21 protein-coding genes, 2 tRNA genes and 1 pseudogene are annotated in these 25,318 nt (G+C 71.0%); 14 read left to right on the top strand and 10 right to left on the bottom strand.

Annotated features, from left to right (window positions below; all coding sequences use genetic code 11):
- The first annotated feature begins 313 nt into the window (after window positions 1-313).
- From LX83_RS34685 to LX83_RS34675, 3 genes are all read left to right on the top strand, one after another.
- A complete protein-coding gene (locus tag LX83_RS34685) occupies window positions 314-3,706 on the top strand; it encodes a S8 family peptidase (RefSeq protein WP_253779547.1) in 3,393 nt (1,130 codons plus the stop codon).
- Between the two features lie 273 nt (window positions 3,707-3,979).
- A complete protein-coding gene (locus LX83_RS34680) occupies window positions 3,980-5,029 on the top strand; it encodes a 3-isopropylmalate dehydrogenase (protein ID WP_253779544.1) in 1,050 nt (349 codons plus the stop codon).
- Window positions 5,030-5,168: 139 nt separating this feature from the next.
- Window positions 5,169-6,176: a phosphotransferase gene (locus LX83_RS34675; RefSeq protein WP_253779541.1), complete on the top strand. Its 1,008-nt coding sequence runs from the start codon at window positions 5,169-5,171 to the stop codon at window positions 6,174-6,176.
- 130 nt (window positions 6,177-6,306) lie between these two features.
- Here LX83_RS34675 and LX83_RS34670 read toward each other — a convergent pair whose 3' ends face one another.
- Complete coding sequence (locus tag LX83_RS34670) at window positions 6,307-6,744, bottom strand: VOC family protein (RefSeq protein ID WP_253779538.1); 438 nt, start codon at window positions 6,742-6,744, stop codon at window positions 6,307-6,309.
- Window positions 6,745-6,825: 81 nt separating this feature from the next.
- Between LX83_RS34670 and LX83_RS34665 the strand changes: the two genes are divergently transcribed.
- Window positions 6,826-7,122 carry an ArsR/SmtB family transcription factor gene (locus LX83_RS34665; RefSeq protein WP_253779536.1) on the top strand — a complete coding sequence of 99 codons (297 nt, stop codon included), beginning with the start codon at window positions 6,826-6,828 and terminating at the stop codon, window positions 7,120-7,122.
- A gap of 361 nt (window positions 7,123-7,483) precedes the next feature.
- On the top strand, window positions 7,484-9,130 hold the full coding sequence (gene cimA, locus LX83_RS34660; RefSeq protein WP_253779534.1) for a citramalate synthase: 1,647 nt from the start codon (window positions 7,484-7,486) through the stop codon (window positions 9,128-9,130).
- Window positions 9,131-9,201: 71 nt separating this feature from the next.
- On the opposite strand, the gene LX83_RS34655 is transcribed toward cimA, so the two are convergent.
- The 3 genes from LX83_RS34655 to LX83_RS34645 form a co-directional block, all read right to left on the bottom strand.
- Entirely contained in the window at window positions 9,202-9,924 is a 723-nt protein-coding gene (locus tag LX83_RS34655; protein WP_253779532.1) for a S1 family peptidase, read from the bottom strand.
- Between the two features lie 93 nt (window positions 9,925-10,017).
- A complete protein-coding gene (locus LX83_RS34650; protein WP_253779530.1) occupies window positions 10,018-10,296 on the bottom strand; it encodes a DUF397 domain-containing protein in 279 nt (92 codons plus the stop codon).
- 13 nt (window positions 10,297-10,309) lie between these two features.
- Window positions 10,310-11,191 (bottom strand): helix-turn-helix domain-containing protein, encoded by an 882-nt coding sequence (locus LX83_RS34645; RefSeq protein WP_253779528.1) that lies wholly within the window; start codon window positions 11,189-11,191, stop codon window positions 10,310-10,312.
- Window positions 11,192-11,267: 76 nt separating this feature from the next.
- Between LX83_RS34645 and LX83_RS34640 the strand changes: the two genes are divergently transcribed.
- Both LX83_RS34640 and LX83_RS34635 read left to right on the top strand, forming a co-directional pair.
- Window positions 11,268-11,579: a hypothetical protein gene (locus LX83_RS34640; RefSeq protein ID WP_253779526.1), complete on the top strand. Its 312-nt coding sequence runs from the start codon at window positions 11,268-11,270 to the stop codon at window positions 11,577-11,579.
- A 53-nt stretch (window positions 11,580-11,632) separates the two neighbouring features.
- A complete protein-coding gene (locus LX83_RS34635; RefSeq protein ID WP_253779524.1) occupies window positions 11,633-12,415 on the top strand; it encodes a fumarylacetoacetate hydrolase family protein in 783 nt (260 codons plus the stop codon).
- 60 nt (window positions 12,416-12,475) lie between these two features.
- Here LX83_RS34635 and LX83_RS34630 read toward each other — a convergent pair whose 3' ends face one another.
- Window positions 12,476-13,717 (bottom strand): FAD-dependent oxidoreductase, encoded by a 1,242-nt coding sequence (locus LX83_RS34630; RefSeq protein WP_253779520.1) that lies wholly within the window; start codon window positions 13,715-13,717, stop codon window positions 12,476-12,478.
- 537 nt (window positions 13,718-14,254) lie between these two features.
- Here LX83_RS34630 and LX83_RS34625 point away from each other — a divergent pair.
- From LX83_RS34625 to LX83_RS34615, 3 genes are all read left to right on the top strand, one after another.
- Window positions 14,255-15,025 carry an HAD family hydrolase gene (locus tag LX83_RS34625; RefSeq protein WP_253779517.1) on the top strand — a complete coding sequence of 257 codons (771 nt, stop codon included), beginning with the start codon at window positions 14,255-14,257 and terminating at the stop codon, window positions 15,023-15,025.
- A gap of 168 nt (window positions 15,026-15,193) precedes the next feature.
- A tRNA-Gln gene (locus LX83_RS34620) sits at window positions 15,194-15,265 on the top strand.
- 60 nt (window positions 15,266-15,325) lie between these two features.
- A tRNA-Glu gene (locus LX83_RS34615) sits at window positions 15,326-15,398 on the top strand.
- Between the two features lie 260 nt (window positions 15,399-15,658).
- Here LX83_RS34615 and LX83_RS34610 read toward each other — a convergent pair.
- Window positions 15,659-16,360 carry an IclR family transcriptional regulator gene (locus LX83_RS34610; protein WP_253779514.1) on the bottom strand — a complete coding sequence of 234 codons (702 nt, stop codon included), beginning with the start codon at window positions 16,358-16,360 and terminating at the stop codon, window positions 15,659-15,661.
- A gap of 216 nt (window positions 16,361-16,576) precedes the next feature.
- On the opposite strand from LX83_RS34610, the gene leuC reads away from it, so the two are divergent.
- The 3 genes from leuC (at window position 16,577) to LX83_RS34595 (ending at window position 19,646) form a co-directional block, all read left to right on the top strand.
- Entirely contained in the window at window positions 16,577-17,980 is a 1,404-nt protein-coding gene (gene leuC / locus LX83_RS34605; RefSeq protein ID WP_253779512.1) for a 3-isopropylmalate dehydratase large subunit, read from the top strand.
- 52 nt (window positions 17,981-18,032) lie between these two features.
- Window positions 18,033-18,632: a 3-isopropylmalate dehydratase small subunit gene (gene leuD / locus LX83_RS34600; protein WP_253779509.1), complete on the top strand. Its 600-nt coding sequence runs from the start codon at window positions 18,033-18,035 to the stop codon at window positions 18,630-18,632.
- Window positions 18,633-18,857: 225 nt separating this feature from the next.
- A complete protein-coding gene (locus LX83_RS34595; RefSeq protein ID WP_253779506.1) occupies window positions 18,858-19,646 on the top strand; it encodes an HU family DNA-binding protein in 789 nt (262 codons plus the stop codon).
- A 129-nt stretch (window positions 19,647-19,775) separates the two neighbouring features.
- On the opposite strand, the gene LX83_RS34590 is transcribed toward LX83_RS34595, so the two are convergent.
- The 4 genes from LX83_RS34590 to cofC all read right to left on the bottom strand — a co-directional run bounded on the left by LX83_RS34590 (window position 19,776) and on the right by cofC (window position 24,262).
- Window positions 19,776-20,762: an NUDIX hydrolase gene (locus tag LX83_RS34590; protein ID WP_253779503.1), complete on the bottom strand. Its 987-nt coding sequence runs from the start codon at window positions 20,760-20,762 to the stop codon at window positions 19,776-19,778.
- 61 nt (window positions 20,763-20,823) lie between these two features.
- The gene (locus LX83_RS34585) at window positions 20,824-23,190 is read right to left on the bottom strand and encodes an RNA degradosome polyphosphate kinase (RefSeq protein ID WP_253779500.1); all 2,367 of its coding nucleotides are present in this window, start codon (window positions 23,188-23,190) and stop codon (window positions 20,824-20,826) included.
- Between the two features lie 178 nt (window positions 23,191-23,368).
- A complete protein-coding gene (locus tag LX83_RS34580; RefSeq protein ID WP_253779498.1) occupies window positions 23,369-23,599 on the bottom strand; it encodes a hypothetical protein in 231 nt (76 codons plus the stop codon).
- A gap of 9 nt (window positions 23,600-23,608) precedes the next feature.
- Entirely contained in the window at window positions 23,609-24,262 is a 654-nt protein-coding gene (cofC, locus tag LX83_RS34575; protein WP_253779496.1) for a 2-phospho-L-lactate guanylyltransferase, read from the bottom strand.
- 216 nt (window positions 24,263-24,478) lie between these two features.
- On the opposite strand from cofC, the pseudogene LX83_RS34570 reads away from it, so the two are divergent.
- A pseudogene (locus tag LX83_RS34570) lies at window positions 24,479-25,174 on the top strand (lysophospholipid acyltransferase family protein); the annotation flags it as partial.
- Between the last annotated feature and the right edge of the window lie 144 nt (window positions 25,175-25,318).

Below are 25,318 nucleotides of genomic sequence, written 5' to 3'. Positions count from 1 at the left end.
GGTCCGGTTCTCCCGGTTTTCCCGCAATCGCACCGAAAGCGCACCACCACCGGGGCACGCACGGCCGGCGTTGTCTTTTTGTGTCATGAGGACGGTCGACCTTCACCCTAATGGGCTAACTAAGTCGGGTGATTTGCCATTAGGTTCCGATCGGTGAGGTCGGACCAGGCGTCGCGCGAGGGCAGCGACGCCACGCTGACGCCGCCTTCCCCCGGCACCGCAGGGAAACCAGCGCGGTGAACCACTGCCCGGGGCGGCACTCGCGGCCGGCGGCGCGCAGCAGGTCGGAGACGACCTCCGGTGAGGTCAATCAGTGAGATTTTCGCGAGTACCCGGCTCGGTCGGCCGGGTGGCGGTGAGATCCGCCGTCGCGGTGATGGCCGTGGCGCTGACCGCCGGAACCGGCGCCGGCGTCGCGATCGGCCAGGAGGCTGGCTCGGGGGAGCCGCTGGCCCAACCCGTTCCGAGCGCGGACGGGCTGTCCAGCGCGCAGTTGCAGCTGAAGCTCTCGCCCCGGCTGACCGCGGCGCAGGGCAAGGTGACCGCCTTCGTCGAACTCGACCGGCAGCCGGCCGTGGACGTGTTCAACGAGAAGCAGAGCCAGGGCGCGGACAAGAACGCCGCCAAGCAGGCCGCGACCAAGGCCGTCGCGGACACCGGTGAGGTGGCCAACCGGGTGGTCGGTCAGTTGCGCTCGCGTGACGCCGGCACCAAGGAGCTGTACCGCACCGCCAACGGTGTGCCGGGCGTGGTGGTGACCGCCGACGCGGCCCAGGTGCGCGAGCTGGCGCAGCTGCCGGACGTGAAGTCCATCCGCACGGTCGTGCCCAAGACCCGCACCAACGCCAGCGCGGACCAGCTGACCAAGGCGCTCAACGTCTGGCAGCAGACCGGCAGGTACGGCGACGGCGTCCGGATCGGCATCATCGACACCGGCATCGACTACACCCACGCCGACTTCGGCGGGCCCGGTACCAAGGAGGCGTACCAGGCCATCGACCGGACCAAGGTCGACCCCGCCTACTTCCCCACCGCCAAGGTGGTCGGCGGCATCGACCTGGTCGGCGACGACTACGACGCCAACGACGAGGCGCACGCCACCCCCCAGCCCGACCCCAACCCGCTGGACTGCGGCGAGCACGGCACGCACGTGGCCGGCACCGCCGGCGGGTTCGGCGTCAACGCGGACGGCACCACCTTCCGCGGCGACTACGGCAAGCTGACCCCCGAGGCGCTGGACGCCATGCGCATCGGCCCGGGCACCGCGCCCAAGGCCCTGCTCTACGCGATCAAGGTGTTCGGCTGCGCCGGCAGCACCAACGTCACCGGCCAGGCCCTGGACTGGGCGCTGGACCCGGACGGCGACGGTGACTTCAGCGACCACCTCGACGTGGTCAACCTGTCCCTGGGCAGCGACTACGGCGCACCCGACGACCCGGACAGCCTGTTCGTGCGCAAGCTGGCGCAGAACGGCGTGGTCCCGGTGTTCTCCGCCGGCAACGGCGGTGACCTCTACGACGTGGGCGGCTCGCCGGGCACCACGCTGGAGGCGCTGACCGTGGCCAGCACCCGCGACGCCTTCGTGCTGCGCGACGCGGCCGAGGTGTCCGCCCCGGCCGACGTGGCCGGCGGCAAGGGCGGCCAGTACAGCCAGAACTACACCGGCTACGACAGCCTGGACCTGACCAAGCCGGTGGTGGCGCTGACCGACACCGCCAACGCCGACGGCTGCCTGGCCTACTCGGCCGCGGACAAGGCGGCCGTTGCCGGCAGGTTCGTCTGGCTGGAGTGGGACGACAACGACGCCACCCGGCGCTGCGGTTCGGGTGCCCGGGCCAACAACGCCCAGGCGGCCGGCGCGGCCGGGGCGATCTTCTCCTCGGGCATCGACCACTTCACCGCCGGCATCGCCGGCAACGCGGCCATCCCGGTGTTCCAGTTCACCGGCACCGCCACCAAGCAGCTGCGGCCCGCGCTGGCCGCCGGCACCCTGCAGGTGCGCTTCGCCGGCGCGCTGCGCGCGTCCGTGCGCACCAGCTACCCGGAGATCACCGACACGCCCAGCTCGTTCACCTCGCGCGGGGTGCGCGGACCGGCGGTCAAGCCGGACGTGGCCGCGCCCGGTGACACCATCGCCTCCGCGCTCTACGGCAGCGGCGACCGGGCCACCGTGCTCAGCGGTACCTCCATGGCTGCCCCGCACACCACCGGCATCACCGCGCTGGTCCGCCAGACCCACCCGGACTGGACGCCCGAGGAGGTCAAGGCCGCGGTGATGAACACCGCCGGCGCCGACGTGTACTCCGGCGAGAACGCCTCCGGTCACAAGGAGGCCCCGCAGCGGGTGGGCGCCGGTCGGATCGACGCCAAGGCCGCCGTGGACAACCAGGTGCTGGCCATGGTGCAGGACAACCCCGGCGCGGTCAGCGTCACCTTCGGCACCGTCGAGGTGGGCGGTCCGGTGTCGCTGACCAAGACCATCAAGGTGGTCAACAAGGGCGTGCAGCCGGTGGAGTTCGGCGCCGAGTACCAGGCGATCACCCAGATCCCGGGCGTCAGCTACCAGCTGTCCGCCAACTCGGTGCGGCTCAGCCCCAGGGGCGTGGCCACGCTGAAGGTCACCCTCAGGATCGACGACCCCAAGGCGCTGGCCAAGACCGTCGACCCGACCGTGGTGACCGAGCAGCTCGGGGTGGCCAGGCAGTTCGTCGCCGACGCCTCCGGCCGCGTGGTGCTCACGCCCAAGAGCGGGTCGAGCATTCCGCTGCGGGTGCCGGTGTACTCGGCGCCCAAGCCGGTGGCCGACATCGCCACGGCCGACTCGGTCCGCTTCCCGGGCCGCGCCGACCAGGCCGTGCTGACCCTGCGGGGCCGCGGCCTGCAGCAGGGCCAGGGCAGCCAGGCCTACCGGTCGCTGGTCAGCGTGCTGGAACTGCAGGGCAACTCGCGGCAGCTGCCGGAGTGCCGCAAGAACGTCACGACCGGCTGCACGGTGAACCAGACCGCCAAGGGCGGCGACCTGCGCTACGTGGGCGCGGCCTCCACCGCGCCGCTGGCCAAAGCACAGGGCCGGCCCGAGGACGCGCTGCTCGCGTTCGGCATCGTGACCTGGGGCAACTGGTACAACCTGGGCAACAACACGATTCCGTTCGTGGACATCGACACCACCGGTGACGGCCGGGCGGACTTCGAGACCTACGTGACCAAGCCGACCGGCACCGACGTGCTGGTGGCCAACACGGTCGACCTGAACCAGCCGAGCTTCCCCTCGGTGGACATTCAGCCGCTGAACGGCCAGTTCGGTGACGTGGACACCAACGTGTTCGACACCAACGTGGCCGTGCTGCCGGTCTCGCTGGCCGCGCTGGGCATCGACGCCGCGGCGGACACCGCGCGGCTGTCCTACACGGTCGGCGTGTCCGGGTACTACCGCGCCCCGGGCGACACCACCGGCCTGGTCGACCAGATCGCCACGCCCATGTCGTTCGACCCGCTCCGGCCCGGCCTGTGGGTGCAGGGCGGCGGCGACCCGGCCCTGTCCTACCTGGCCAAGCCGGGCACCGCGTTGGTGGTCAACCGCAACGCCGAGGCGCTGGCCAAGGACAAGGCCGACAACCTGTTGGTGCTGAACCACCACAACGCCAGTGACCGACGCGCGCAGGTGGTGTCCGTCAAGGGCAACAACAGGCCGCACTCAGCGTCCTAAGTGGTCGGAGGTGGTGGCCGCGACTCGTCCGGACGCCACCTCAGGCGCCACCTCCGATGCCACCGCTGTGCCGGGTGCCCGGGTCGTGTCCACGGCCCGGGCACCCGTTCGTTTGACCCCTGAAGGCGTTGGTACCCGCTGGTAGCCGTCCCGCAGTCCGGGAGAGATCAACCCATAAGTGTGTCCGGGATACGGATATCGGGTCGGCGGAGGGTAGCCTTCGCCCAGGCTTAGGTCTCGATGGTTGGACCTTTTACCCGGGGAGGTGTGTGAATGCGGCTCGCGGTGATCCCAGGTGACGGGATCGGGCCCGAGGTCGTCGCTGAAGCGCTCAAGGTGCTCGGCGAAGTCGTTCCGGCGGCGGAAATCACCCGGTACGACCTCGGGGCGGCGCGGTGGCACGCCACGGGTGAGTTGCTACCGGAGTCTGTGCTCGGCGAGTTGCGGCAACATGACGCGATCCTGCTCGGTGCGGTCGGTGACCCCTCGGTGCCCAGCGGAATCCTGGAGCGCGGTCTGCTGCTCAGGCTGCGCTTCGAACTCGACCACCACGTCAACCTTCGGCCCGCCCGGCTCTACCCGGGCGTGCGCAGCCCCATCGCCGATCCGCCCGAGATCGACATGGTGGTGGTGCGCGAGGGCACCGAGGGTCTGTACGCCGGCAACGGCGGCCTGCTGCGCAAGGACACCCCGCACGAGATCGCGACCGAGGTGAGCATCAACACTTCGTTCGGGGTCGAGCGGGTGGTCCGGGACGCGTTCGCCCGAGCGGCCAACCGGCCGCGCCGCCACCTCACCCTGGTGCACAAGACGAACGTGCTCACCCACGCCGGCTCGCTGTGGTCGCGGGTGGTCGAGGAGGTGTCGCTGCAACACCCCGAGGTGACCGTGGCCTACCAGCACGTGGACGCGGCCACCATCCACATGGTCACCGACCCGGGCCGCTTCGACGTGATCGTCACCGACAACCTGTTCGGCGACATCCTCACCGACCTGGCCGCCGCCGTGACCGGTGGCATCGGCCTGGCCGCCAGCGGCAACCTGGACGTGACCCGCCGCAACCCCAGCATGTTCGAGCCGGTCCACGGCAGTGCCCCGGACATCGCCGGGCAGGGCGTGGCCGACCCCACGGCCGCCGTGCTGTCCGTCGCGCTCATGCTCGACCACCTCGGCGAGCACGAGTCGGCCCGGCGCATCGAGGCCTCGGTCGCCTTCGACCTGGCCACCCGGGACCACGCCTCGCCCGGCGCCACCTACGCCATCGGCGACCGCCTGGCCGCCCTGGTCTCGTCCAACTCCTCCAGCGCCCGCACCGGCGCCTGATCCGGCAGCACACACCGGGACAACCCGCGGTGGCCCATCCCGACTCCCGGGGTGGGCCACCGCTCTTCGTCGGTGCCGTGGTCGCGCCCCCGGGCCGGGCACCACAATCCAGTTGGTCGGCGCGATCGGGTGTGACAGCGTGGGCGCGGGTGCCGCCACGCCACCCCGGCGCGTCCCGGGCGGTGCCGCGATCCGCACGCTGATCGAGGAGGAAGCCCCGGTGCTCTCCCGCCCGGAGTCGGTCACCGACGAGTCCGTTCGCCAGGCCGTCCAGCACCACTGGAGCGTTGCCGCGAGCGAGATCAGCTACCTCGCGGTCGGTTTCGGCGCGCACCACTGGCGGGTGGGCGGTGCCCAGCGCCAGCTGTTCGTCACGCTCGACGAGCTGGCGCCCCGGCACACGACCGAGTCGCTGGAGAACGCCTACGCCGGCGCCGCCGTCCTGGCCGCCTCGGGGCTGGAGTTCGTCTGGCCGTCGCTGCCGGCCACCTCCGGACGGTTCACAGTGGACTTCGCCGGTACCGGGGGCGCGCTCAGCGTGACGCCGTGGCTGACCGGGACCACGCCCAGCGAGGCCGAGGCGGCCGAACCGGCGCACCTGCGCGAGGTGATCGCGCTGCTCGACCGGCTGCACCGCGCGCGGCCGCCGGCCGGCCTGCGGCGCTGGCGGCCCCGGGTCGACGCGGACTTCCCGCGACAGCTCGCGGCGGCGACGGCGAGGCCGTGGCTGGCCGGGCCGCTGGGGGAGCAGGCGCGCACCGCGATCCGCGCCGAACTCGACCAGATCGGCCGGTGGACCGACCGCTACCGCGAACTGGCGGCCGTGGCCCAACGGCACCAGGACAGGTGGGTGCCCACGCACGGCGAGCCGCACCACGCCAACCAGGTGGTGACGAGCGGGGGCGTGGTGCTCGTCGACTGGGAGTCGCTGATGCTGGCACCCCGGGAACGCGACCTGGCTGATCTGATCGAGGCGGGAGCCGCCGACGACCTCGACCCGGACTGGGCGATGGTCGAGCTGTTCGCCCTCGACTGGCGGCTGGCCGAGATCGGCGAGTACACCCGCTGGTTCACCCGCGCGCACTCCGGCAACGAGGACGACCACGTGGCACTGGAGGGCCTGCGGGAAGAACTGCACACCCCCTGACCGGATCACACGCGGGCCGACCCACCGCGAGTTGACTTTGCAAACCCCGCGAGTTGCACGTTCAGGCAGGGCCGTTCGGGTGATTCGGCGCGGGTGATCCGGTGCGGGGGACGCGAGCGGCGGCCGGGAGCTACAGGCCGAAGACGTTCTCGGTCAGCGGGCGCGGCGCCCCCAGGTTGGGCTTGGTGGCGTCCCACGTCCAGAACTCGACGATGTGCTGGTCCGGATCCTCGACGTAGGCCGAGCGCGCCTGCCCGCCGAACTCCACCTCGTCCACGTGCTGCCCGTGCTCGCGCAGGTGGGCCACCACCCCGTCGTAGTCCTCCTCGTTGACGTGGATCGCGAAGTGCACGTGCACCCCCGGGCGGCTCCTGGCGATGCCCACCTGCGGCGTCCACAGTCCGATGCGGGTGTCGCCGGCGAGCACCCACACCGCCTTGCGCTCCACCCAGCGCTCCAGCACCGGCAGCCCCAGCACCTCGGTGTAGAAGCGCTCGGAGACCGCCAGGTCGGTGACCTCCAGCACCAGCTCCGTGACTCCGTTCACCGGCAACTTCGCCGTGGTCATTGCTCACCTCACTCAATCGGGAAAAACCTATATAGGAAGATCACTATGAAATATAGACCCGGCGCGCTATACCCTGTCCAGGTGGCAGGCTCGGAGCAGGAACTCGCGCAGGTGTTCCGCGCGCTCGGACACCCCATCCGGCTGGGGATCGTCGCCCGGCTCGGTCGCGACGGGGAGATCTGCGCCTGTGACTTCACCGAGTACTTCGGCGTCAGCCAGCCCACCATCTCCGGGCACCTGCGCGCGCTGCGCGAGGCAGGTGTGGTGCGCACCCGACGGGACGGCACCAGGATCTGCTACTCCCTCGACCAGCGGGTGATGTCCAGGCTGCGGGAGGCGGTCCAGCTGCTTGACCAGGGCACCGCGCTGGCGTCCTGAACCGGCCCGCGCCGGATTCCGCCATTCCCCGGCCCGCCGTTCCCCGTTCGGCCGTCGTGCGTCCACGCGCCGCAGCCGGCCGGTGGGCCAGGTGGGGGTGTTGTCTTCCCAGAAGGTGGGAGATGTCTCCCGGTGGCTGGTGAGCCCGACCGGGCCTGTGGCACCATGCGTCCGTGGCTTCCAGCACCATGATCATTATTGCCAGGCGCGCCGGCTGACCGCTCCCAGAGCATCCGGCGCGCTGACCTCTCGCATCCCGCGGGGGGTCTTTTTGTTTTCCCGACCAGGTGAGACGACCACAACCGACCAGGCACCGTCCGCGACTCGGCATCCCCAGCCAGCCTGACGAGGAGATCCACACGTGACCAGCCGTCCAGCAGCTCCCACCAACACCCCGCTGGGGGATTCCTTCCACGTCTACGACACCACCCTGCGGGACGGCGCCCAGCGCGAGGCGATCTCCTACTCCGCCACGGACAAGCTCGCGGTGGCCCGACTGCTGGACACACTCGGCGTCGGGTTCATCGAAGGGGGCTGGCCGGGCGCCCTACCCAAGGACACCGAGTTCTTCGCCCGCGCCGCCGCCGGTGAGCTGGAGCTGCGCACCTCGGTGCTGGTGGCCTTCGGCTCGACCCGCCGGGCCAAGGTCAAGGTTGAGGAGGATCCGCAGGTCGCGGCCCTGCTGGCAGCCCAGGCCCCGGTGATCACCCTGGTCGCCAAGTCCGACCGCCGGCACGTGGAACGCGCCCTGCGCACCGACGTGGCCGAGAACTGCGCGATGGTCGCGGACACCGTGCGGTACCTGGTCGACCACGGCCGCCGGGTGTTCGTCGACGCCGAGCACTTCTTCGACGGCTACGCCTACGACCCCGACTGCGCCCTGCGCGTGCTGGAGTCGGCTGTGGACAGTGGCGCCGACGTGGTGGTGCTGTGCGACACCAACGGCGGCCAGCTGCCGCTGCAACTGGCCGACACGGTCAGCGAGGTGATCGCCCGCACCGGCTTCCGCGTGGGCATCCACTGCCAGGACGACACCTCCTGCGCCGTGGCCAACACCGTGGCCGCCGTGCAGGCCGGCGCCACCCACGTCCAGTGCACCGCCAACGGCTACGGCGAGCGGGCCGGCAACGCCGACCTGTTCGCCGTGGTGGGAAACCTGGTGACCAAGCTCGGCATGCCCGTGCTACCGCACGACTCGCTGACCGAGCTGACCCGCGTCTCCCACGCCCTTGCCGAGATCGCGAACCTCGCCCCCGACGCCCACCAGGCCTACGTCGGGGCGTCCGCCTTCGCCCACAAGGCGGGGCTGCACGCGAGCGCGATCAAGGTCGACCCGGAGCTGTACAACCACATCGATCCGGCGATCGTCGGCAACGACATGCGGGTGCTGGTCACCGAGATGGCCGGCCGGGCCAGCCTCGAACTCAAGGCACGCGAGTTCGGGATCGACCCGGCCGGCCACCCCCAGGCCCTGGGCAACGTGGTCCGCAAGGTCAAGGAGCTGGAGGCGCGCGGCTGGTCCTTCGAAGCCGCTGACGCCTCGCTGGAACTGTTGCTGCGCAAGGAGATCAGCAGCACCGAGGAGGGCGGGGTGACGGTCGAGGCCGACGAGCCGCCGTTCACCCTGGAGTCCTACCGGGTGGTGCTCGACCACCGCTCGGACGGCGAGATCGTGTCCGAGGCCACGGTCAAGGTGCACGTCGGCGGCGAGCGGGTGATCGCCACGGCCGAGGGCATCGGCCCGGTGCACGCCCTGGACGCGGCCCTGCGCAAGGCCCTGCGGCCCGCACTGTCCTGGTTGGACACTGTCGAGCTGGCCGACTACAAGGTCCGCATCCTCACCGAGGACCCCGGCACCGACGCGGTCACCCGCGTGCTGGTGGAGTCCACCGACGGCGAGCGGGAGTGGACCACGGTCGGCGTGCACGGCAACATCGTGGAGGCGAGCTGGCTGGCGCTGTGCGACGCGTTGGTGCACAAGGGGATGCGCGAGCGGTCAGCGGTGTGAGGTGACGGCGGCGGTGGTGGGCCGCCCTGCTCGCCCGATCGGGTGGACGGGCGGCCCACCGCTGGTGAGCGTCAGCCGGTGAGCAGTGCCAGCCCGTGGGCGGACAGGATCTCGTTGATCGGCTTGAAGTACGTGGTGCCGCCACTGGAGCAGTTGCCGGAACCGCCGACGAGCACACCCTGCGCCTGGGTGCCGCTGATGAACCCGCTGCCGCCGTCACCGGGTTCCGCGCACACGGACGTCCGGGTCAGTCCGCTGACCACGCCACCGCCGAAGTTGATGGTCATGTTCTTGGCCTGGATCGTGCCGCAGTGCCAGCCCGTGGTGCTGCCGTACTTGCAGACCGACGCCCCGACCGGCGCCTCGGTCGACCCGGTGATCACGACCGAGCCGGAACCACCGGCCGGTGGCACGCGCGGCACCAGGTACCAGTCCACGGTGTTGGTCACCCGGATGATCGAGTAGAGCTGGGCCGGGTAGGGCGCGGCCGAGAGGACGCCGACCAGGACGTTGGCCCCGCTGTAGACGGTGGCGCCGACACTGCCGCAGCCGGCCCCGGCGATCAGGTACCAGGTCGAGCCACCCGTGGCCGCGAACGCCGCCGTGCAGCGGGAGCCGCCGGACGTGTAGAGCACGCTGCCCCCACCGATCGGCGCGGGAGCGGGCAGTGCCGCGGTCGAGCCGGTGGGCCCGGTTGCGGCCCCTGTGCTGGGCGCGGCGGTGGCCGCGGGCCCGGCCAGGGCAAGACAGCCGATGGCGGCGACGGCCACCACCAGGGCACGCAGGAATCTCATCGGACCCCCTTGATGCGAAGGAGAGGTGGCATCACCGTAGGGGGCCTGACCGCCCCGGACATCGGGCAAACGGCCCAGTTGGCCGAAACGCGGCTAACCGAGGTCGAGGTCGGTACTCCGGATGGCGCTCAGGAAGGCGGCGAAGGCGGGGGAGGAGAAGGTGAGGACCGGACCGTCGGGATTCTTGGAATCCCGGACGAACATCGCCTCGGTGCCGGTCGCCAGCTCGACGCAGGTGCCGTTGTTGGTGCTGTAGCTGGACTTGCGCCAGTCAGCGCCAGCGGCCACGTACGCGACCTCGACGCAGTTGCCGTTGTTGGTGCTGTAACTGCTCTTGACCCAACGAGGCACTGGTAGGTCTGGCGCTGACACGGCGGCCTCCGGGCTAGCTGCCGTTAATCAAGTTCTTGATCAACGTGGCTGACTTGTTGGCGGAGAGCGCGACTGACTGCACGTTCTCCGCAGCCATTTTATAGGTCCGCACGTCGTCCTGATCCTGAACGTAAACCGCTCCGTCCAGATGCTCGGTGTACGCGATCGACTGAGCCTGCGCGAAGTCCAACACCACGAACTGACCGGTGCCCGCAGTATGCGGTCCGTCCTCGGGGCGAAGCACCTGAACGGTGATGTTCGGCCGCTTGGCGAGTTCGAGGAGGTGGGCGTACTGCGCTTGGCGCACCTCGGGAGTGCCGACAGCCAATCGGAGTGCTGCCTCGCCGACCACCGCGTGCAGCTCCAGCGGCTCTGGTTCGGTGAGCCGCTTGGCCCGGGCCAGCCGGAACGACACGAAACGTTCGCTGTGGTCTCTGCGGACGAAGCCAGTGGACTCGGTGATGGCCTGGGCGTACTCCTCCGTCTGCAGCAGGCCAGGGAGCACCATGGGTTCGAAGACGAACTCGGTAGCGGCCAGCCCTTCGAGTCCAACGAAGGTCTTGACCCAGTCCGGCACGATGTGGGACCAAGGCGCCCACCAGGTGCGGCCCTCGCTGCTACCGGCCAGTGAGGCGAGACGATCGATGTCGCGTTGTTCCACGCCGTAGAAGTTCAGGATCTTGGCGATGTCATCCGGGTGCTGCTGGTAGCGCCCGTTCTCCATACTGCTCAACTTGGACTTGGAGATGCCCGTCGCATCCAGGACGTCCTGTGGTTTGAGCGCCGCCTGCCTGCGGAAGTTGGCCAGCTCCGCGCCGATCAGCCAACGCAGTGCCGAGGGATCGCTTCGCGTGCTCATAGCACAGATCTTTCCGCACACCGCGATTTCAGACATTCACACGATCGTGCGATGACTACTGCTAAACGTTTTGCAGTAGCTTGTGCTCAAGCTCACGAAAGGACGGAATCTCATGTGTGACGACCAGGTGGAGCACGCGCGGGTGTTGGCGGCGCTGGGGCGGATGGCGGTGCGGGCGCAGCCCCGGTTGTTCGCGATCTACGGGGAGTACCGGAAGCCGGCGTTCGAGGGGGACGACGAGTTGACGTTCCTCAGCTTCGGCATGGACTTCCCGCGCCAGCGCCAGGCCGTGCTGTGGCAGCCGGGGGAGACCTGGGTGTCCGATTCGGCGGAGTCGGTGCTGGAGCGCCACCAGCAGTGGGCCGAGGCGCGGCTGATATGGCTGGACGGGTACCGGACCGCGCACGGACCACGCCGTCCATAGTGGACGGCGGGGATCGGCGCAGGTGGGGACGGGGGGCGAGTTAGGCTGGTCGGGTGCGCCTAGCCCGTATCGCTCACCCCGAGGGTGTCGCCTTCGTCGCTGTCGAGGGGGACCTCGACGCCGCCGCCGACCAGGTGATGGTCGCCGAGATCGCCGAGCACCCGTTCGGCCAGCCCCAGTTCACCGGCCGCCGCTGGCCACTGGCTGACGTGCGGCTGCTCGCCCCGATCCTGCCGACCAAGGTGATCTGCGTCGGCAAGAACTACGCCGAGCACGCCAGGGAGATGGGTGGGGAGGCGCCGGAGAACCCGGTGATCTTCCTCAAGCCGTCCACCTCCGTCGTTGGCCCGAACGCGGCGATCAAGCTGCCCAGGGATTCGTCCAGGGTGGACTTCGAGGGCGAACTCGCCGCCGTGGTCGGCCAGCCGTGCAAGGACGTGCCGGCCTCCCGGGCGCGGGACGTGCTGCTCGGGTTCACCATCGCCAACGACGTGACCGCCCGCGACCAGCAGCAGGCCGACGGGCAGTGGACGCGGGGCAAGGGGCACGACACGTTCTGCCCGCTCGGTCCGTGGATCGACACCACGATCGACCCGGCCGACCTCGCGCTGCGCACCGAACTGGACGGCGAGGTCAAGCAGGACTCGCGCACCTCGCTGCTGCTGCACGACGTGCCCAAGCTGGTCGAGTGGATCTCGCGGGTGATGACCCTGCTGCCCGGTGACGTGATCCTCACCGGCACGCCCGCCGGGGTGGGACCGATGCGGGCCGGGCAGACCGTGTCGGTGACCGTGGAGGGCCTCGGCACGCTCACCAACACGGTCGCCGCCCGCTGAACCAGCCCGCTCCGGAGTCGGTCGAGTCGTCGAACCGGCGCCCGTCCCGTGGAATCCCGGTCAGCTGGCCGGATTCCCGGGGCGGCGGGCGAAGACCGGCGCGTGCTCCGGCAGGATCCCGCGCGCGATCAGGAAGGCCGGCACGACCTGGAGCGCGGGGAAGCGGGCCATCAGCTTGAGCGGCCGGGGGCTGCGCTCCTCGCTGACCTCCAACTGGCCGCGCAACGCGGGTGTCACGCCCTTGGCGTGGATCAGCCGTTGCAGTGCCTGGGTGACCGCGGTGGGCAGCCACCGCCTGGCCTGGACCCTGGCCAGGTCGCGCCAGCTGACCGCGTGCCGGCGCAGCGGGCCGGCCAGGATGCGCGCGGCGGCCACCGCGTCCTGCACGGCCAGGTTGATGCCCACCCCGCCGATCGGCGACATGGCGTGCGCGGCGTCGCCGATGCACAGCAGACCCGGGGCGAACCAGCGGGCGCGGCGGTTCAGCTTCACGTCGAGCAGCTTCACGTCGTCGAGGCTGGTCACCGTGTCCAGGCGGTCGGCGAGCCAGGGCATCAGCGCGGCGAAGTTCGCGCGGAAGGCGTCCAGCCCGGCCGCGCGCCAGCGGGCGTCGCTGCCCTTGGGGATCAGGAAGGCGATCTGGAAGTAGTCGCCCCGGTCGATGTAGACCGCCATGCGGCCGTTGCCGATGCGGCCACTGGCGCCCACCGGCTCGCCCTCGTTGCGGGGCAGGCGGAACCACCAGACGTCCATGGGCACCGGCCAGCTCCGCTCGCGCAGGCCCGCGCTGTCCGGTAGTGACGAGCCGCGGCCGTCGCAGGCGACCACCAGGTCGGCGCCCAGCTCGCCGGTCTCGCCGTCGGCGGTGCGGTAGTGCACGCCGGTGACCCGGCCGTCGCGCGTGGTCAACCCGGTGACCTCGGTGTTCATCCGCAGGGTGAAGGTGGGTTCCTGCTTGCCCGCCTCGGCGAGCAGGTCGAGGAAGTCCCACTGCGGCACGAACGCGATGTGCTTGTGCGGGCCGCGAAGCCGGCTCACGTCGGCGCCCACATTCACCCCGGGGCCGACCGGGACCTGGAGCTTGTCCACCAGCCGGTGGGGCAGCTGGCTGAACGCCTCGCCGAGACCGAGTTCGTCGAGCAGGTCCAGCGTGGACGAGTGGACGGTGTCGCCGCGGAAGTCCCGCAGGAAGTCGGCGTGCTTCTCCAGCACCGTCACCTCGACTCCGGCCCTGGCGAGCAGGAGTCCCAGCATCATCCCGGCCGGGCCGCCACCCACGACGCAACAGGTTGTGTGGGGCATTGTCGTCACCTGATTTCAACAACTGTTGAATACCTGTGCGTTCAGCATGCGCCTGCCGGCGGCGCGCGTCAAGCGGAAGTGCACCGCGTTCCGGGGCGGCAACGGTCGCGCGGGGGCGGGGATGAACCGTCCACATCAGACGTGTCAGCCGATCGGGGGGAGTCGGGACGGCGGTGGCGGTGGGGCGACCCCGGGCTCCGGGAGGGGATTACCGGTAGGGGGTACCGGGTGGGGCCGGTTCTCCCACTCGCGCCGGGGTGATTACGGGGCGTGCTGTGTCCCCTCCGTTGTGGCAATCAATCGCGGTAGTGCGAACAGAGCGCCGGATCGGACGATTGCGCACTGCCCTCACGACCCGTTAGTACTTCACTACCACGTGTCACGCGCCGTATTGGCGAGTTGGATTCACATAGTTCCTTCGGGCAGCGGGAAGCCGGGGCGGCGGCGTCGCGCGGTTAGCGCTTGACCGTGTCAGAGGCCAAAGGATCACCTCGTTAGTCGAATCCAACCCGGGTGCGGTCCACCTAGCCTCTCGGGGTGACATCTGCACCCCCGACATTCACCCCCGAAAACATCCCGACGCAGCAGCGGAGGAAGGGCGGCGAAATACGCGCCGTCTGCCTCGACATCGACGACACGCTGATCGACTACACCACCTCGGCCAGATGCGCCCTGTCGCTGTTGGTCGGTGACGACGGAGCCTGGTCGGTGTGGCAGGAAATCACCGAGGAGTACGCGGCCAAGGTCATCGCCGGCGAGCTGGCCTACGAGATCATGCACCGGGAGCGCACCAAGGCCTTCTTCGCCAGCAGGGGCGAGCGCCTGGACGACGCCGAGGCGGCCGGCCGGGAGCACCGCCGCAAGGAACTGCTCGACCAGCAGTGGCAGCTGTTCAGCGACGCCCTGCCGTGTCTGGACTGGCTGCGCGGCAGCGGCTACAAGCTCGCCGCTGTGACCAACGCCTCAGGTCGGCACCAGCGGGCCAAACTGGCCATGCTGAACCTCGCCGAGTACTTCGACCACGTCCTGATCGCTGGCGAACTGGGCACTGGCAAGCCCGACCCAGTGATCTTCCACACTGCCTGCTTCATGATGGGTGTTGAGCCCGCCGAAACGGCGCACGTGGGCGACCGGCTCGACGCGGACGCGATCGGCGCGCGGGACGCCGGTCTGCGCGGCGTCTGGCTGGACCGGGCGGGATGCGCGCCCGACGCTCCACCCGAGGGGATCACCGCGATCACCAGTCTCGCCGACCTGCCTGAGCTGCTGGTCTGCGATCTGTCGCTGAGCGTGCCGCGTCCCCGGTAGACCTCGGTCGGCCCTTCGCGCAGCGTCGGGCGGGGGGCCGATTTCCATTCCGCGGGGTTGTTGGTCTAGTATCTTTCTCGGCAGGACGGAGAGCGGACCGGCCGGCAAAACCCAGCAGGGCAAGCAGCTCGGCAGGGCAAAGCCTCGGACCGCTGATCGAAATGCCAATGGGGTATGGTGTAATTGGCAGCACGACTGATTCTGGTTCAGTTAGTCTAGGTTCGAGTCCTGGTACCCCAGCGGTAAGGCGGCAAATCCAGTGTGATAAGCTTCCTTCCACAAGAACAGAACAAAGTTCTCGGCCCCGTCGTCTAGCGGCCTAGGACGCCGCCCTCTCAAGGCGGTAGCGCGGGTTCAAATCCCGTCGGGGCTACAAACGAAGAGGCCCCCGATCCCACAGCGGATCGGGGGCCTCTTCGCTGTTCCGGGGTAGTTCCGGAGTGGGTGCTGGCGCGCGGCCGGTCCTGGTGCGCGACAGGCACCAGGACCGGTGCGACAACGATCACAGCGGTGGGATCGCGAGCCTCGCCGGGCGCGTCGGCGCGGTCGGCGTCAGCGCGCCCGGCGTCGGTGTTGTCGGTGTCGGTGTTGTCGGTGTCGGTGTTGTCGGTGTCGGCGTCGGTGTTGTCGTGCTCACAGTCGGGACTGCAGGGCCTCGGCGGCGGCGAGCAGGTCCGCGGCCCAGCGCGCGCCCGGCCGCCGGCCGATCCGGTCGACCGGTCCGGACACCGAGATCGCGGCCACCACCGTGCCCGTGCCGTCGCGCACCGGCGCGGACACGCTGGCCACGCCCGGCTCGCGCTCGGCGACGCTCTGCGCCCAGCCGCGCCGGCGCACCTCCAGCAGGGTGCGCTCGCCGAACACCGCGTCCACCAGCACGGCCCGCTGCGTGTTCACGTCGGCCCACGCGGCCAGCACCTTGGCGCCCGAGCCCGCGGTCATCGGCAGGCGGGAGCCGACCGGCACGGTGTCGCGCAGCCCGCTGGGCGGCTCGGCCGAGGACACGCACACCCGCTGCATGCCGTCCCTGCGGTACAGCTGCACGCTCTCGCCGGTGATGTCACGCAGCCGGGGCAGCACCGAGGCCGCCGCGTCGAGCAGTGGATCCGTTGCGCCGCCGGCGAGTTCGGCCAGTGCAGCGCCCGGCCGCCAGCGGCCGTCCGAGCCCCGGCGCAGCAGCCGGTGCACCTCCAGTCCCACGGCCAGGCGGTGTGCCGTGGCCCGGGGCAGTCCGGTGCGGCTGCACAGTTCGGCGAGCCCGCACGGATCCTTGGCCACCGCCTGCAACACGGCCACTGCCTTGTCTAGCACGCCAATCCCGCTATGCTGTCCCACGAACCGATACTAACTTCCCGACATATGGGAAGTCCAGATCGCTGGTTCCCTCCCGTGACCGCAGCCGCGCAGCAGGCCGGCGGTGGCCGGGAAGCGGATCGGCCGGCGCGGTCAGCGGACGCCTGGTACACCCAGGACGGCTGGCCCGGCCGGGCGGGCGCGGTGACGAGAACCAGGACGCCGAGAAACCCTTCATGGGGAGGAGTGGCAGGAGCGATGGGCCGCACGCTGGCAGAAAAGGTGTGGGACGCGCACGTGGTGCGCCGAGGCGATGGTGCCGAGCCGGACCTGCTCTACATCGACCTTCACCTCGTGCACGAGGTGACCAGCCCGCAGGCGTTCGACGGGCTGCGGCTGGCCGGCCGCGCGGTGCGCCGGCCCGACCTGACGATCGCCACCGAGGACCACAACGTCCCGACCACGGGCATCGACCTGCCGATCGCCGACCCGGTGTCGCGCACCCAGGTGGACACGCTTCGCCGAAACTGCGCGGAGTTCGGCGTGCGGCTGCACCCCATGGGCGACGCCGAGCAGGGCATCGTGCACGTGATCGGCCCGCAGCTCGGGCTGACCCAGCCGGGCATGACCGTGGTGTGCGGGGACAGCCACACCTCCACGCACGGCGCGTTCGGCGCGATGGCCTTCGGCATCGGCACGTCCGAGGTGGAGCACGTGCTGGCCACCCAGACGCTGCCGCTGCGGCCGTTCAAGACCATGGCCATCAACGTGGACGGCGCGCTGCGGCCGGGCGTCACCGCCAAGGACATCATCCTCGCGGTGATCGCCAAGATCGGCACCGGCGGCGGACAGGGCTACGTCCTGGAGTACCGGGGCAGCGCCATCGAGCAGCTGTCCATGGAAGCCCGGATGACCATCTGCAACATGTCCATCGAGGCCGGTGCGCGGGCCGGCATGATCGCGCCGGACGAGACCACCTTCGCCTACCTGAAGGACCGGCCGCACGCGCCAAGCGGTGCCGACTGGGACGCGGCCGTGGCCTACTGGCGGACCCTGCGCACCGACGACGACGCCACCTTCGACGCCGAGGTGCACCTGGACGCCGACCAGCTCACCCCGTTCGTCACCTGGGGCACCAACCCGGGCCAGGGCCTGCCGCTGGGCGAGCGGGTGCCCGACCCGGCCGACATTCCCGACGAGAACGCCCGGCTGGCCGCGGAGAAGGCGCTGTCCTACATGGATCTGCGGCCGGGCACCCCGCTGCGCGAGATCAGCGTGGACACGGTGTTCCTCGGGTCGTGCACCAACGGGCGCATCGAGGACCTGCGGGCCGCCGCCGACGTGCTCAAGGGGCACCGGGTCGCCGACGGCGTGCGGATGCTGGTGGTGCCCGGCTCCATGCGGGTGCGCCAGCAGGCCGAGGCCGAGGGACTGCACGAGGTGTTCCTGGCCGCCGGGGCGGAATGGCGTTCTGCTGGCTGTTCCATGTGCCTGGGCATGAACCCCGACCAGCTCAAGCCGGGCGAGCGCAGCGCGTCCACCTCCAACCGCAACTTCGAGGGCAGGCAGGGCAAGGGCGGTCGGACCCACCTGGTCTCCCCGCTGGTCGCGGCGGCCACCGCGGTGCGCGGGCGGCTGTCCTCACCGGAGGACCTGGTCTAGCAACCCCCGCTTCCCGCCCCCCGCCCGCAACGCTTTGGAGGATTCGACAGCCATGCAACCGTTCACCACGCACACCGGGGTCGGCGTCCCACTGCGCCGGTCCAACGTGGACACCGACCAGATCATCCCCGCCGTCTACCTCAAGCGGGTCACCAGGACCGGCTTCGAGGACGGCCTGTTCGCGGCGTGGCGCGCCGACGAGGACTTCGTGCTCAACGCCGAGCCGTTCCGGGCGGGCAGCGTCCTGGTCGCCGGCCCCGACTTCGGCACCGGCTCCTCCCGGGAGCACGCGGTGTGGGCGCTGCTGGACTACGGATTCCGGGTCGTCATCTCGTCCCGGTTCGCCGACATCTTCCGGGGCAACTCCGGAAAGCAGGGGCTGCTGACCGCCCAGTGCGAGCAGTCCGACATCGAGCTGCTGTGGAAGCTGCTGGAGAACGAGCCGGGCACCGAGGTCACCGTGGACCTGCGGGAGAAGACCGTTCGGGCCAAGGACTTCACCGCGTCCTTCGCCATCGACGACTACACCCGCTGGCGGCTGCTGGAAGGACTCGACGACATCTCGCTGACCCTGCGGCACGGCGACGACATCGCCGCGTTCGAAAGCACGCGGCCCGCCTGGCTTCCCACGACCACCGTGGCGGCAGGCTGATTCCACCCGCCGGCCGCTGGATTCTCCCGATGGCAAGGGGAATCCAGCGGCCCGCCGGGAAGGCCCGGCAAAGCGCCGTTCACCCGGATTCGTCCCTCGACTGAGCGGAATTGCCCACACTGCAACAAAAAATATGGCGTGGCGCGTGGAAATTCGCGCCATGTGGGCTTACCGTGGCCGCAAGTCGGCCCGACAGGGCCGTGAGCGTCCTGGGAGGGACTTAACGTGAACAAGGCCCAGCTCATCGAGGCGCTCGCAGAGCGCCTTGGCGACAAGAAGACTGCGGGTGCGGCTGTCGACGGTCTGGTCGACGTGATCGTGCGCAGTGTCCACAAGGGCGAGAAGGTCAACATCACCGGCTTCGGCGTGTTCGAGAAGCGCGCCAGGGCGGCCCGCACCGCGCGCAACCCGCGCACGGGCGAGACGGTGAAGGTGAAGAAGACCAACGTCCCCGCCTTCCGTGCCGGTTCGACGTTCAAGGACGTCATCAGCGGCACGAAGAAGCTGCCTCGGGTCACGGCCGCCAAGGCCGCCGCGGCCAAGGCTCCCGCTGCGCGCGCCACCGCGACCAAGGCGACCGCCGCCAAGACCGGTGCGGCGAAGCCGGCCGCGGCCGCCAAGGCCCCGGCCGCCACCACGACCACCCGCGGCACCACCACTCGTGCCGCGCGTGGCACGTCGACGCGGGCCGCGGCGGCCACCAAGGCTCCTGCCACCCGCAGGACCGCCACCAAGGCCACCACCACGGCCGCGGCTGCCAAGCCGGCCGCCACCAAGGCGAGCACGGCGACGGCGACCAAGGCGCCGGCGGCGGCCAAGACCACCACTCGGAAGACGGCCGCCCCCAAGGCCGCTCCGAAGCGGGCGAGCGCCGCCAAGAGCACCGCCAGCACGGCCGCGGCCACCACCGCGGCACCGGCTGCCGCTCCGGCCGAGGCCACCACGGCACCGGCCAAGACCACGGCGCGCAAGACCACGACCCGGACCCGGAAGACGGCCGCGGCCAAGAAGTGAACGCGTCAGGCGGGTTTCGCGGTTCGCCGAACCCGCCACCGGCCCTGGTTGTGGGCAACTGAATGCGGACGAGCCCCGAGCGCGACCTACGGCGCTTCGGGGCTCGTCTGCGCCTGCGTGACGCTCGACTCAGGACGTGGCGGACCCGCCCGGCGGTGGCAGCGGGCTGGGCAGGTAGTGCGCGTCCACCAGTTCCCCGTGGTGGAACCCGGCCTCGTCGGCCGAGGCGAAGGACAACAGCCAGACGCTGCCCTTCTTGCTCTTCACCGCGTCCGGGGCCAGTCGAGCGGCCAGCGGGGTCCGCTCGGCCAGCCGGGCCACCAGGTCGGGAATCACCTTGCCCTGACTGCACACGGCCGGGACCCCGCCCGCAGCGGCGATCTCGCGCAGCCGCGCCACGCCCGCGTCCGGGTCGGGCCAGTAGGCCTCCTCGGTCAGCAGCGGCTCGTCGGTGATGGCCACGCCCAGGTCGTCGGCTGCTCCCCGCACCGTCTGCGCGCAGCGCAGCCGGGGTGCGGCGTGCAGACGGTCCACTCCGAACAGCGGCAGCAGCGCGCGCAGTGCCTCGGCCTGCCTGGCGCCGGCCGGGCTGAGCGGGCGCTGGTCGTCGTCACCGGGCCAGCAGTCCCGCTTGCCGGCCTTGGCGTGGCGCACCAGCAGCAGCGTGGTCAGCCTGGCCGGTGCCGCCGCGAACACGCGCAGCACCTCGCGGTCGTCCGGGTAGCTCACCAGGTCCGCAGCGCGGTCTGCGGATAACCAGCACAGCTGGTCGACCTCGTCGTTGGCGGTGAACTCGCCGCTGACCGCCTCGGCGCTGAAGTAGTCCACGGTCTTGGTGGCACGCCCGTTCCGCTTGGGCAGCGGATAGCGGATCTGGCGGAGGAACCGGCCCAGCACGGGCTGGAAGCCGGTCTCCTCCACGACCTCCCGCACGGCCGCGGCCGGCACGGTCTCCCCGGGGTCGACCTTGCCCTTGGGCAGTGACCAGTCGTCGTAGCGGGGTCGGTGCACCACGGCGACTTCCCGGCCGGTGGGGCGCTCGCGCCACAGCACGGCGCCCGCGGCCGAGACCACGTGCTTGTCGGGGACGGTGGACGGTGTGGATTTGGCGTTCATGGTTCCTGGCCTGTCGATGCCTGCCTTGTCACCGGTCGGGGTCGTGGCCAGCAGCCCGCACCTAGCCCAGGCCGGTGTTCTCCCGCAAGCGAAGCATCTCGACCTGGTGGTCCCGCACGTGGGCCTGGTCCGAAGGGGACGGCTGCCACTCGCCGTCCGGCAGCAGCACCCAGCAGCGGGTGGCCGGGTCCAGCGCCGAGTCCAGCATGGCGTCCAGTTGCGCGGTCAGCCGGGGATCGGTGATGCGCACCTGCACCTCGACCCGGCGGTCCAGGTTGCGGTGCATCATGTCGGCGCTGCCGATCCAGTGCTCGTCGCTGCCCACGAAGTGGAAGACCCGGGAGTGCTCCAGGAAGCGGCCCAGGATGGAGCGCACCCGGATGTTCTCGCTCAGCCCCTCGATGCCCGGCTTGAGCGCGCAGATGCCGCGCACCACCACGTCCACCGGCACACCCGCCTGCGACGCCCGGTAGAGCGCGTCGATGACCTGCTCGTCGACCAGGGAGTTCACCTTGATCCGCACCCCGCTGGGCCGGCCGGCCCTGGCGTGCTCCACCTCGCGCTCGATCCGCTCGACGATGCCGCGCCGCACCCCGTAGGGCGCCACCATCAGGCTGCGGTAGCGCTCCTGGCGGGCGTAGCCGGTGAGCACGTTGAACAGGTCGGTGAGGTCGGCGCCGATGGCCGGCTCCGCGGTCAGCAGGCCGATGTCCTCGTACAGGCGCGCGGTCTTCGGGTTGTAGTTGCCGGTGCCGATGTGGCAGTACCGGCGGATGGTGCTGCCCTCCTGGCGCACCACCAGCGCGGTCTTGCAGTGCGTCTTCAGCCCGACCAGCCCGTAGACCACGTGCACGCCGGCCTTCTCCAGCGTCTTGGCCCACTTGATGTTGGCCTGCTCGTCGAACCGCGCCTTGATCTCCACCAGCACCACCACCTGCTTGCCCGCCTCGGCCGCGCTGGTCAGCGAGTCGATGATGGGTGAGTCGCCCGAGGTGCGGTAGAGCGTCTGCTTGATGGCGAGCACGTCCGGGTCGGCCGCGGCCTGCTGGATGAACCGCTGCACGCTGGTCTGGAACGCGTCGTAGGGGTGGTGCACCAGCACGTCCCGCTCGCGCAGCGCGGCGAACACGCTCTTGGGCGTCTCCCGGTCGGCGAACGCCGGGTGGGTCGTGGGCACGAACGGCGGGTCCTTGAGTTCCTTGCGGTCGATCGAGTAGACCTGCCACAGGCAGGACAGGTCGAGCAGGCCGGGCACCTCCACCACGTCGCCGGGGTGCACCTCCAGTTCCCGCAGCAGCAGTTCGAGCACGTGCTCGGACATGTCGTCGGAGACCTCAAGGCGGACCGGCGGGCCGAACCGGCGGCGGGCCAGTTCCCGTTCCAGCGCCTCCAGCAGGTCCTCGTCGCGGTCCTCCTCGACCTCCAGGTCGGCGTTGCGGGTCACCCGGAACGCGTGGCACTCCAGGATCTCCATGCCGGAGAACAGGTCGCGCAGGTGCGCGGCGATCAGGTCCTCCAGCGGCAGGAAGGTGACCGTCTCGCTGGTGCGGTCGCGCTCGACCCGCACCAGCCTGGGCACGTTGTCCGGCACCTTCACCCGGGCGAAGTGCTCCTGGCCGCTCTCCGGGTCGCGCACGGTCACCGCCAGGTTCAGCGACAGACCCGAGATGTAGGGGAACGGGTGCGCCGGGTCGACCGCGAGCGGGGTGAGCACGGGGAAGACCTGCTCGCTGAAGTAGCCGGACAGCTGGAGCCGGTCGAAGTCGTCCAGATCGGCCCAGCTGACAATGCGGATGCCGTGCTCCTCCAGCTCCGGGCGGACCTTCTCCAGGAAGGTGCGCGCGTGCTGCTCGACCAGGTCCTGGGTGCGGGCGAAGATGGCGTTCAGCTGTTCGCCCGGGGTGAGCCCGTCGGCGCTGCGCACCGACAGCCCGGTCTCGTTGCGGCGCTTCAGCCCGGCCACCCGGACCATGTAGAACTCGTCCAGGTTGGAGACGAAGATGGCCAGGAACTTGGCGCGCTCCAGCAGCGGTTGGGACGCGTCCTCGGCCAGGGCGAGCACCCGGGCGTTGAAGTCGAGCCAGGACAGTTCCCGGTTCAGGTAGCGGTCCTCGGGCAGGTCGCTGATGGCGACCAGGCCCTCGGTCACCGCGGGCGGCGCCGACGGGACGGGGCGCGCCTCCGCGCCGTTGCGGGTGCTCGCGTGCGCGGCGGCCTCACCCGTGCCGGTGCGGGGGGCCGGCGTGGTTGCGCCCTGGCGGGTGGCGCCGCTCCGGGCAGTGGACGTGGTCCGGTTGATCCGGCTCCGCGCACTGGAATTCGCCCGCCGGGTGGTGCGGGGAGTGCGGGCCCTGCGGGGAGCACCTGCCGTGCTCGCGTTGTCGTCGCCCGGTGCCGTCACCTGCTCGTCGCTGCTGTCCGTGCTCACCCAGTCATTGTCCCCCAGTTCCCTGACCAGCACCCTGACCACGGGATACAACCAGGCAAAACCGGATGAACACCGGTGGACCAAACGTGATACCGCCCACTGCCCGTGACCGGTTTTCCCGGCACCGGAAGGAAAACCCGCCGCGCTGGGCGCGCGGCCCGACGCTGGTTCTCCCGACTCAGCCGGCAGGCGGACGCACCGCGGTGACGCGTCCGTGACCGTCCCGGTGCACCGCCACCCGCTGGCCCGGCCGCAGCAGCCGCCAACCGCCCTCGGCGACCGCGGCCGCGTCGGCGTCGACCAGCAGGCCGTCATCGCGCAGCACGGTGACCGAGCCGTCGTCGGCCACCCGGTACACGGTGGCCTGTTCCGCGGCGTGCTCGGGGATCTGCTCGGGCGGGGTGGACACGGGAAGACCCTACGACGCGCAGGGCGCGCACGACACACCCAGCACCGTGGCCGTGCGCCGGCCCAGCCCGAGATTCCGGGCCATGACCAGGTCCTCGGCGGTGTCCACATCGCAGCGCAGCGACGGCCACGGGCCGAGCAGGGTGACCGCGTCACCGGCGTGCGCCTGGGCCGACCCCACCCCGAACCGGGGGGCCAGGTCCCCGCCCGGCGCGGACAGCAGCAGGGTGGTGCCGGTGCCCTGGCGGTCCGGGCAGAACGCCCGGCGCCCCGCCGCCCCGGCCAGTGCGGCGGCCAACTCGGCAGGGCGTAACGCGGGCAGGTCGGCCTGCAGCGCGCCCACCACGCCGTCGGGGTTGCTCGCCCGCAGCAGCCGGGCTCCGTGCCGCAGCGCCGCGTTCAGCCCCGGTTCCGGCCCTTCTGGCGCGACCTCCACGCCCAGCGCCCCCAGGGTCGCGGCCACGTCCGGATCGGAGGAGACCACCAGCACGCGGCCCACCCCCTCGGCGGCCGTGGCCGCGCTGACCGTGTCCGCGGCCAGGGCGAGCACCAGGGCACTGTGCGCGTGCCGGTCGCCGACACCGCCGTCGGCGGCGCCGAACAGCCGTGTCTTGGCCCGGTCCAGCGTCTTGACCGGGACCACCAGGTCCACTGCGCGGTGCACGCCTCCATCCTCGCTGATCCCGCCGGATGCCGTGGCCACGGGGTGGGCCTCGGCGCGGTGTTCGGCGCGCGTCGCGGCGTGGCGCGTTCCCGGGCGCGGCGCGCTGACCGGGTGCCGCGCTGGACCTGGCCAGCCCGGGTCGGGGAAACTCTGCGCCACCCGGCCCCCGCGCAGCCGGGCGGAACGAACGACGTGAGCGAAAGAAGGGGATGGCCAGTGGGCAGGGAGAAGGGCGGCTTCTGGGTGGGACTCGCCGCGGCGGTGTTCTATCCGCTCACCGGAATGCTCGCCCGCCGCGAGGTGTCGCACGGCGAGCGGATACCCCGGCAGGGCCCGGCCATCCTGGTGCTCAACCACACGTCCCACCTGGACATCCCCTACGACGCGGTGTTCGTGCACCAGCAGCGGCGGGTGCCGAGGTTCCTGGCCAAGCACAGCCTGTGGAACATCCCGTTCGTCCGGCGGGTGCTCGTCGGCGCCGGGCAGATCCCGGTCTACCGGGGCAGCGCCGACGCCAAGCAGAGCCTGCGCGCGGCCCACCAGGCGCTGCGCGACGGCAAGCTCGTGGTGATCTACGCCGAGGGCACCATCACCAAGGACCCGAACGGCTGGCCGATGCACGCGCGCACCGGCGTGGCCCGACTGGCCCTGGACAACGACGTGCCGGTGATCCCGGTCGCCCGCTGGGGCACCAGGGACATCTACGACCACTACACCAAGAAGTTCCGGCCGTTCCCGCGCAAGACCGTGTGGATCCGGGTGGGTGAGCCGGTCGACCTGTCCGCCTACCGGGGCCAGCGGCAGACCGCCACGGTGCTCCGCGAGGTCACCTCGCTGCTGATGGGCCGGGTCACCGAGATGCTCGCCGAGATCAGGAACGAGCCGGCACCGGACCAGCCGCACGGCACGCCGCCCGCCGCGGCGGCCGAGACCGGTGGCGGCCCGGCCGGCGCCCCGGAAAGCTCCGAAGTGGACAGTGCCGGTCCGGGGCACGGCGCCGAGCCCGTGCACGGTTCTGGGCGGGACGCCACGCCAGCGGGCGACAGCGCCGGTCCG

It is taken from the genome of Goodfellowiella coeruleoviolacea (genome assembly GCF_024171785.1).
In the GTDB taxonomy this organism is placed as follows: domain Bacteria; phylum Actinomycetota; class Actinomycetes; order Mycobacteriales; family Pseudonocardiaceae; genus Goodfellowiella; species Goodfellowiella coeruleoviolacea.
Note: the sequence above shows the minus strand (reverse complement) of the source record. Positions and strands in the feature narration are given on the sequence as shown.

Coding starts and splice junctions, on each gene's coding strand:
- LX83_RS34630 (WP_253779520.1), bottom strand. CDS start 13,717: ATGCCCCACACAACCTGTTGCGTCGTGGGTGGCGGCCCGGCCGGGATG.
- LX83_RS34655 (WP_253779532.1), bottom strand. CDS start 9,924: ATGAGATTCCTGCGTGCCCTGGTGGTGGCCGTCGCCGCCATCGGCTGT.
- LX83_RS34640 (WP_253779526.1), top strand. CDS start 11,268: ATGTGTGACGACCAGGTGGAGCACGCGCGGGTGTTGGCGGCGCTGGGG.
- LX83_RS34645 (WP_253779528.1), bottom strand. CDS start 11,191: ATGTCTGAAATCGCGGTGTGCGGAAAGATCTGTGCTATGAGCACGCGA.
- leuC (WP_253779512.1), top strand. CDS start 16,577: ATGGGCCGCACGCTGGCAGAAAAGGTGTGGGACGCGCACGTGGTGCGC.
- leuD (WP_253779509.1), top strand. CDS start 18,033: ATGCAACCGTTCACCACGCACACCGGGGTCGGCGTCCCACTGCGCCGG.
- LX83_RS34590 (WP_253779503.1), bottom strand. CDS start 20,762: ATGAACGCCAAATCCACACCGTCCACCGTCCCCGACAAGCACGTGGTC.
- LX83_RS34670 (WP_253779538.1), bottom strand. CDS start 6,744: ATGACCACGGCGAAGTTGCCGGTGAACGGAGTCACGGAGCTGGTGCTG.
- LX83_RS34680 (WP_253779544.1), top strand. CDS start 3,980: ATGCGGCTCGCGGTGATCCCAGGTGACGGGATCGGGCCCGAGGTCGTC.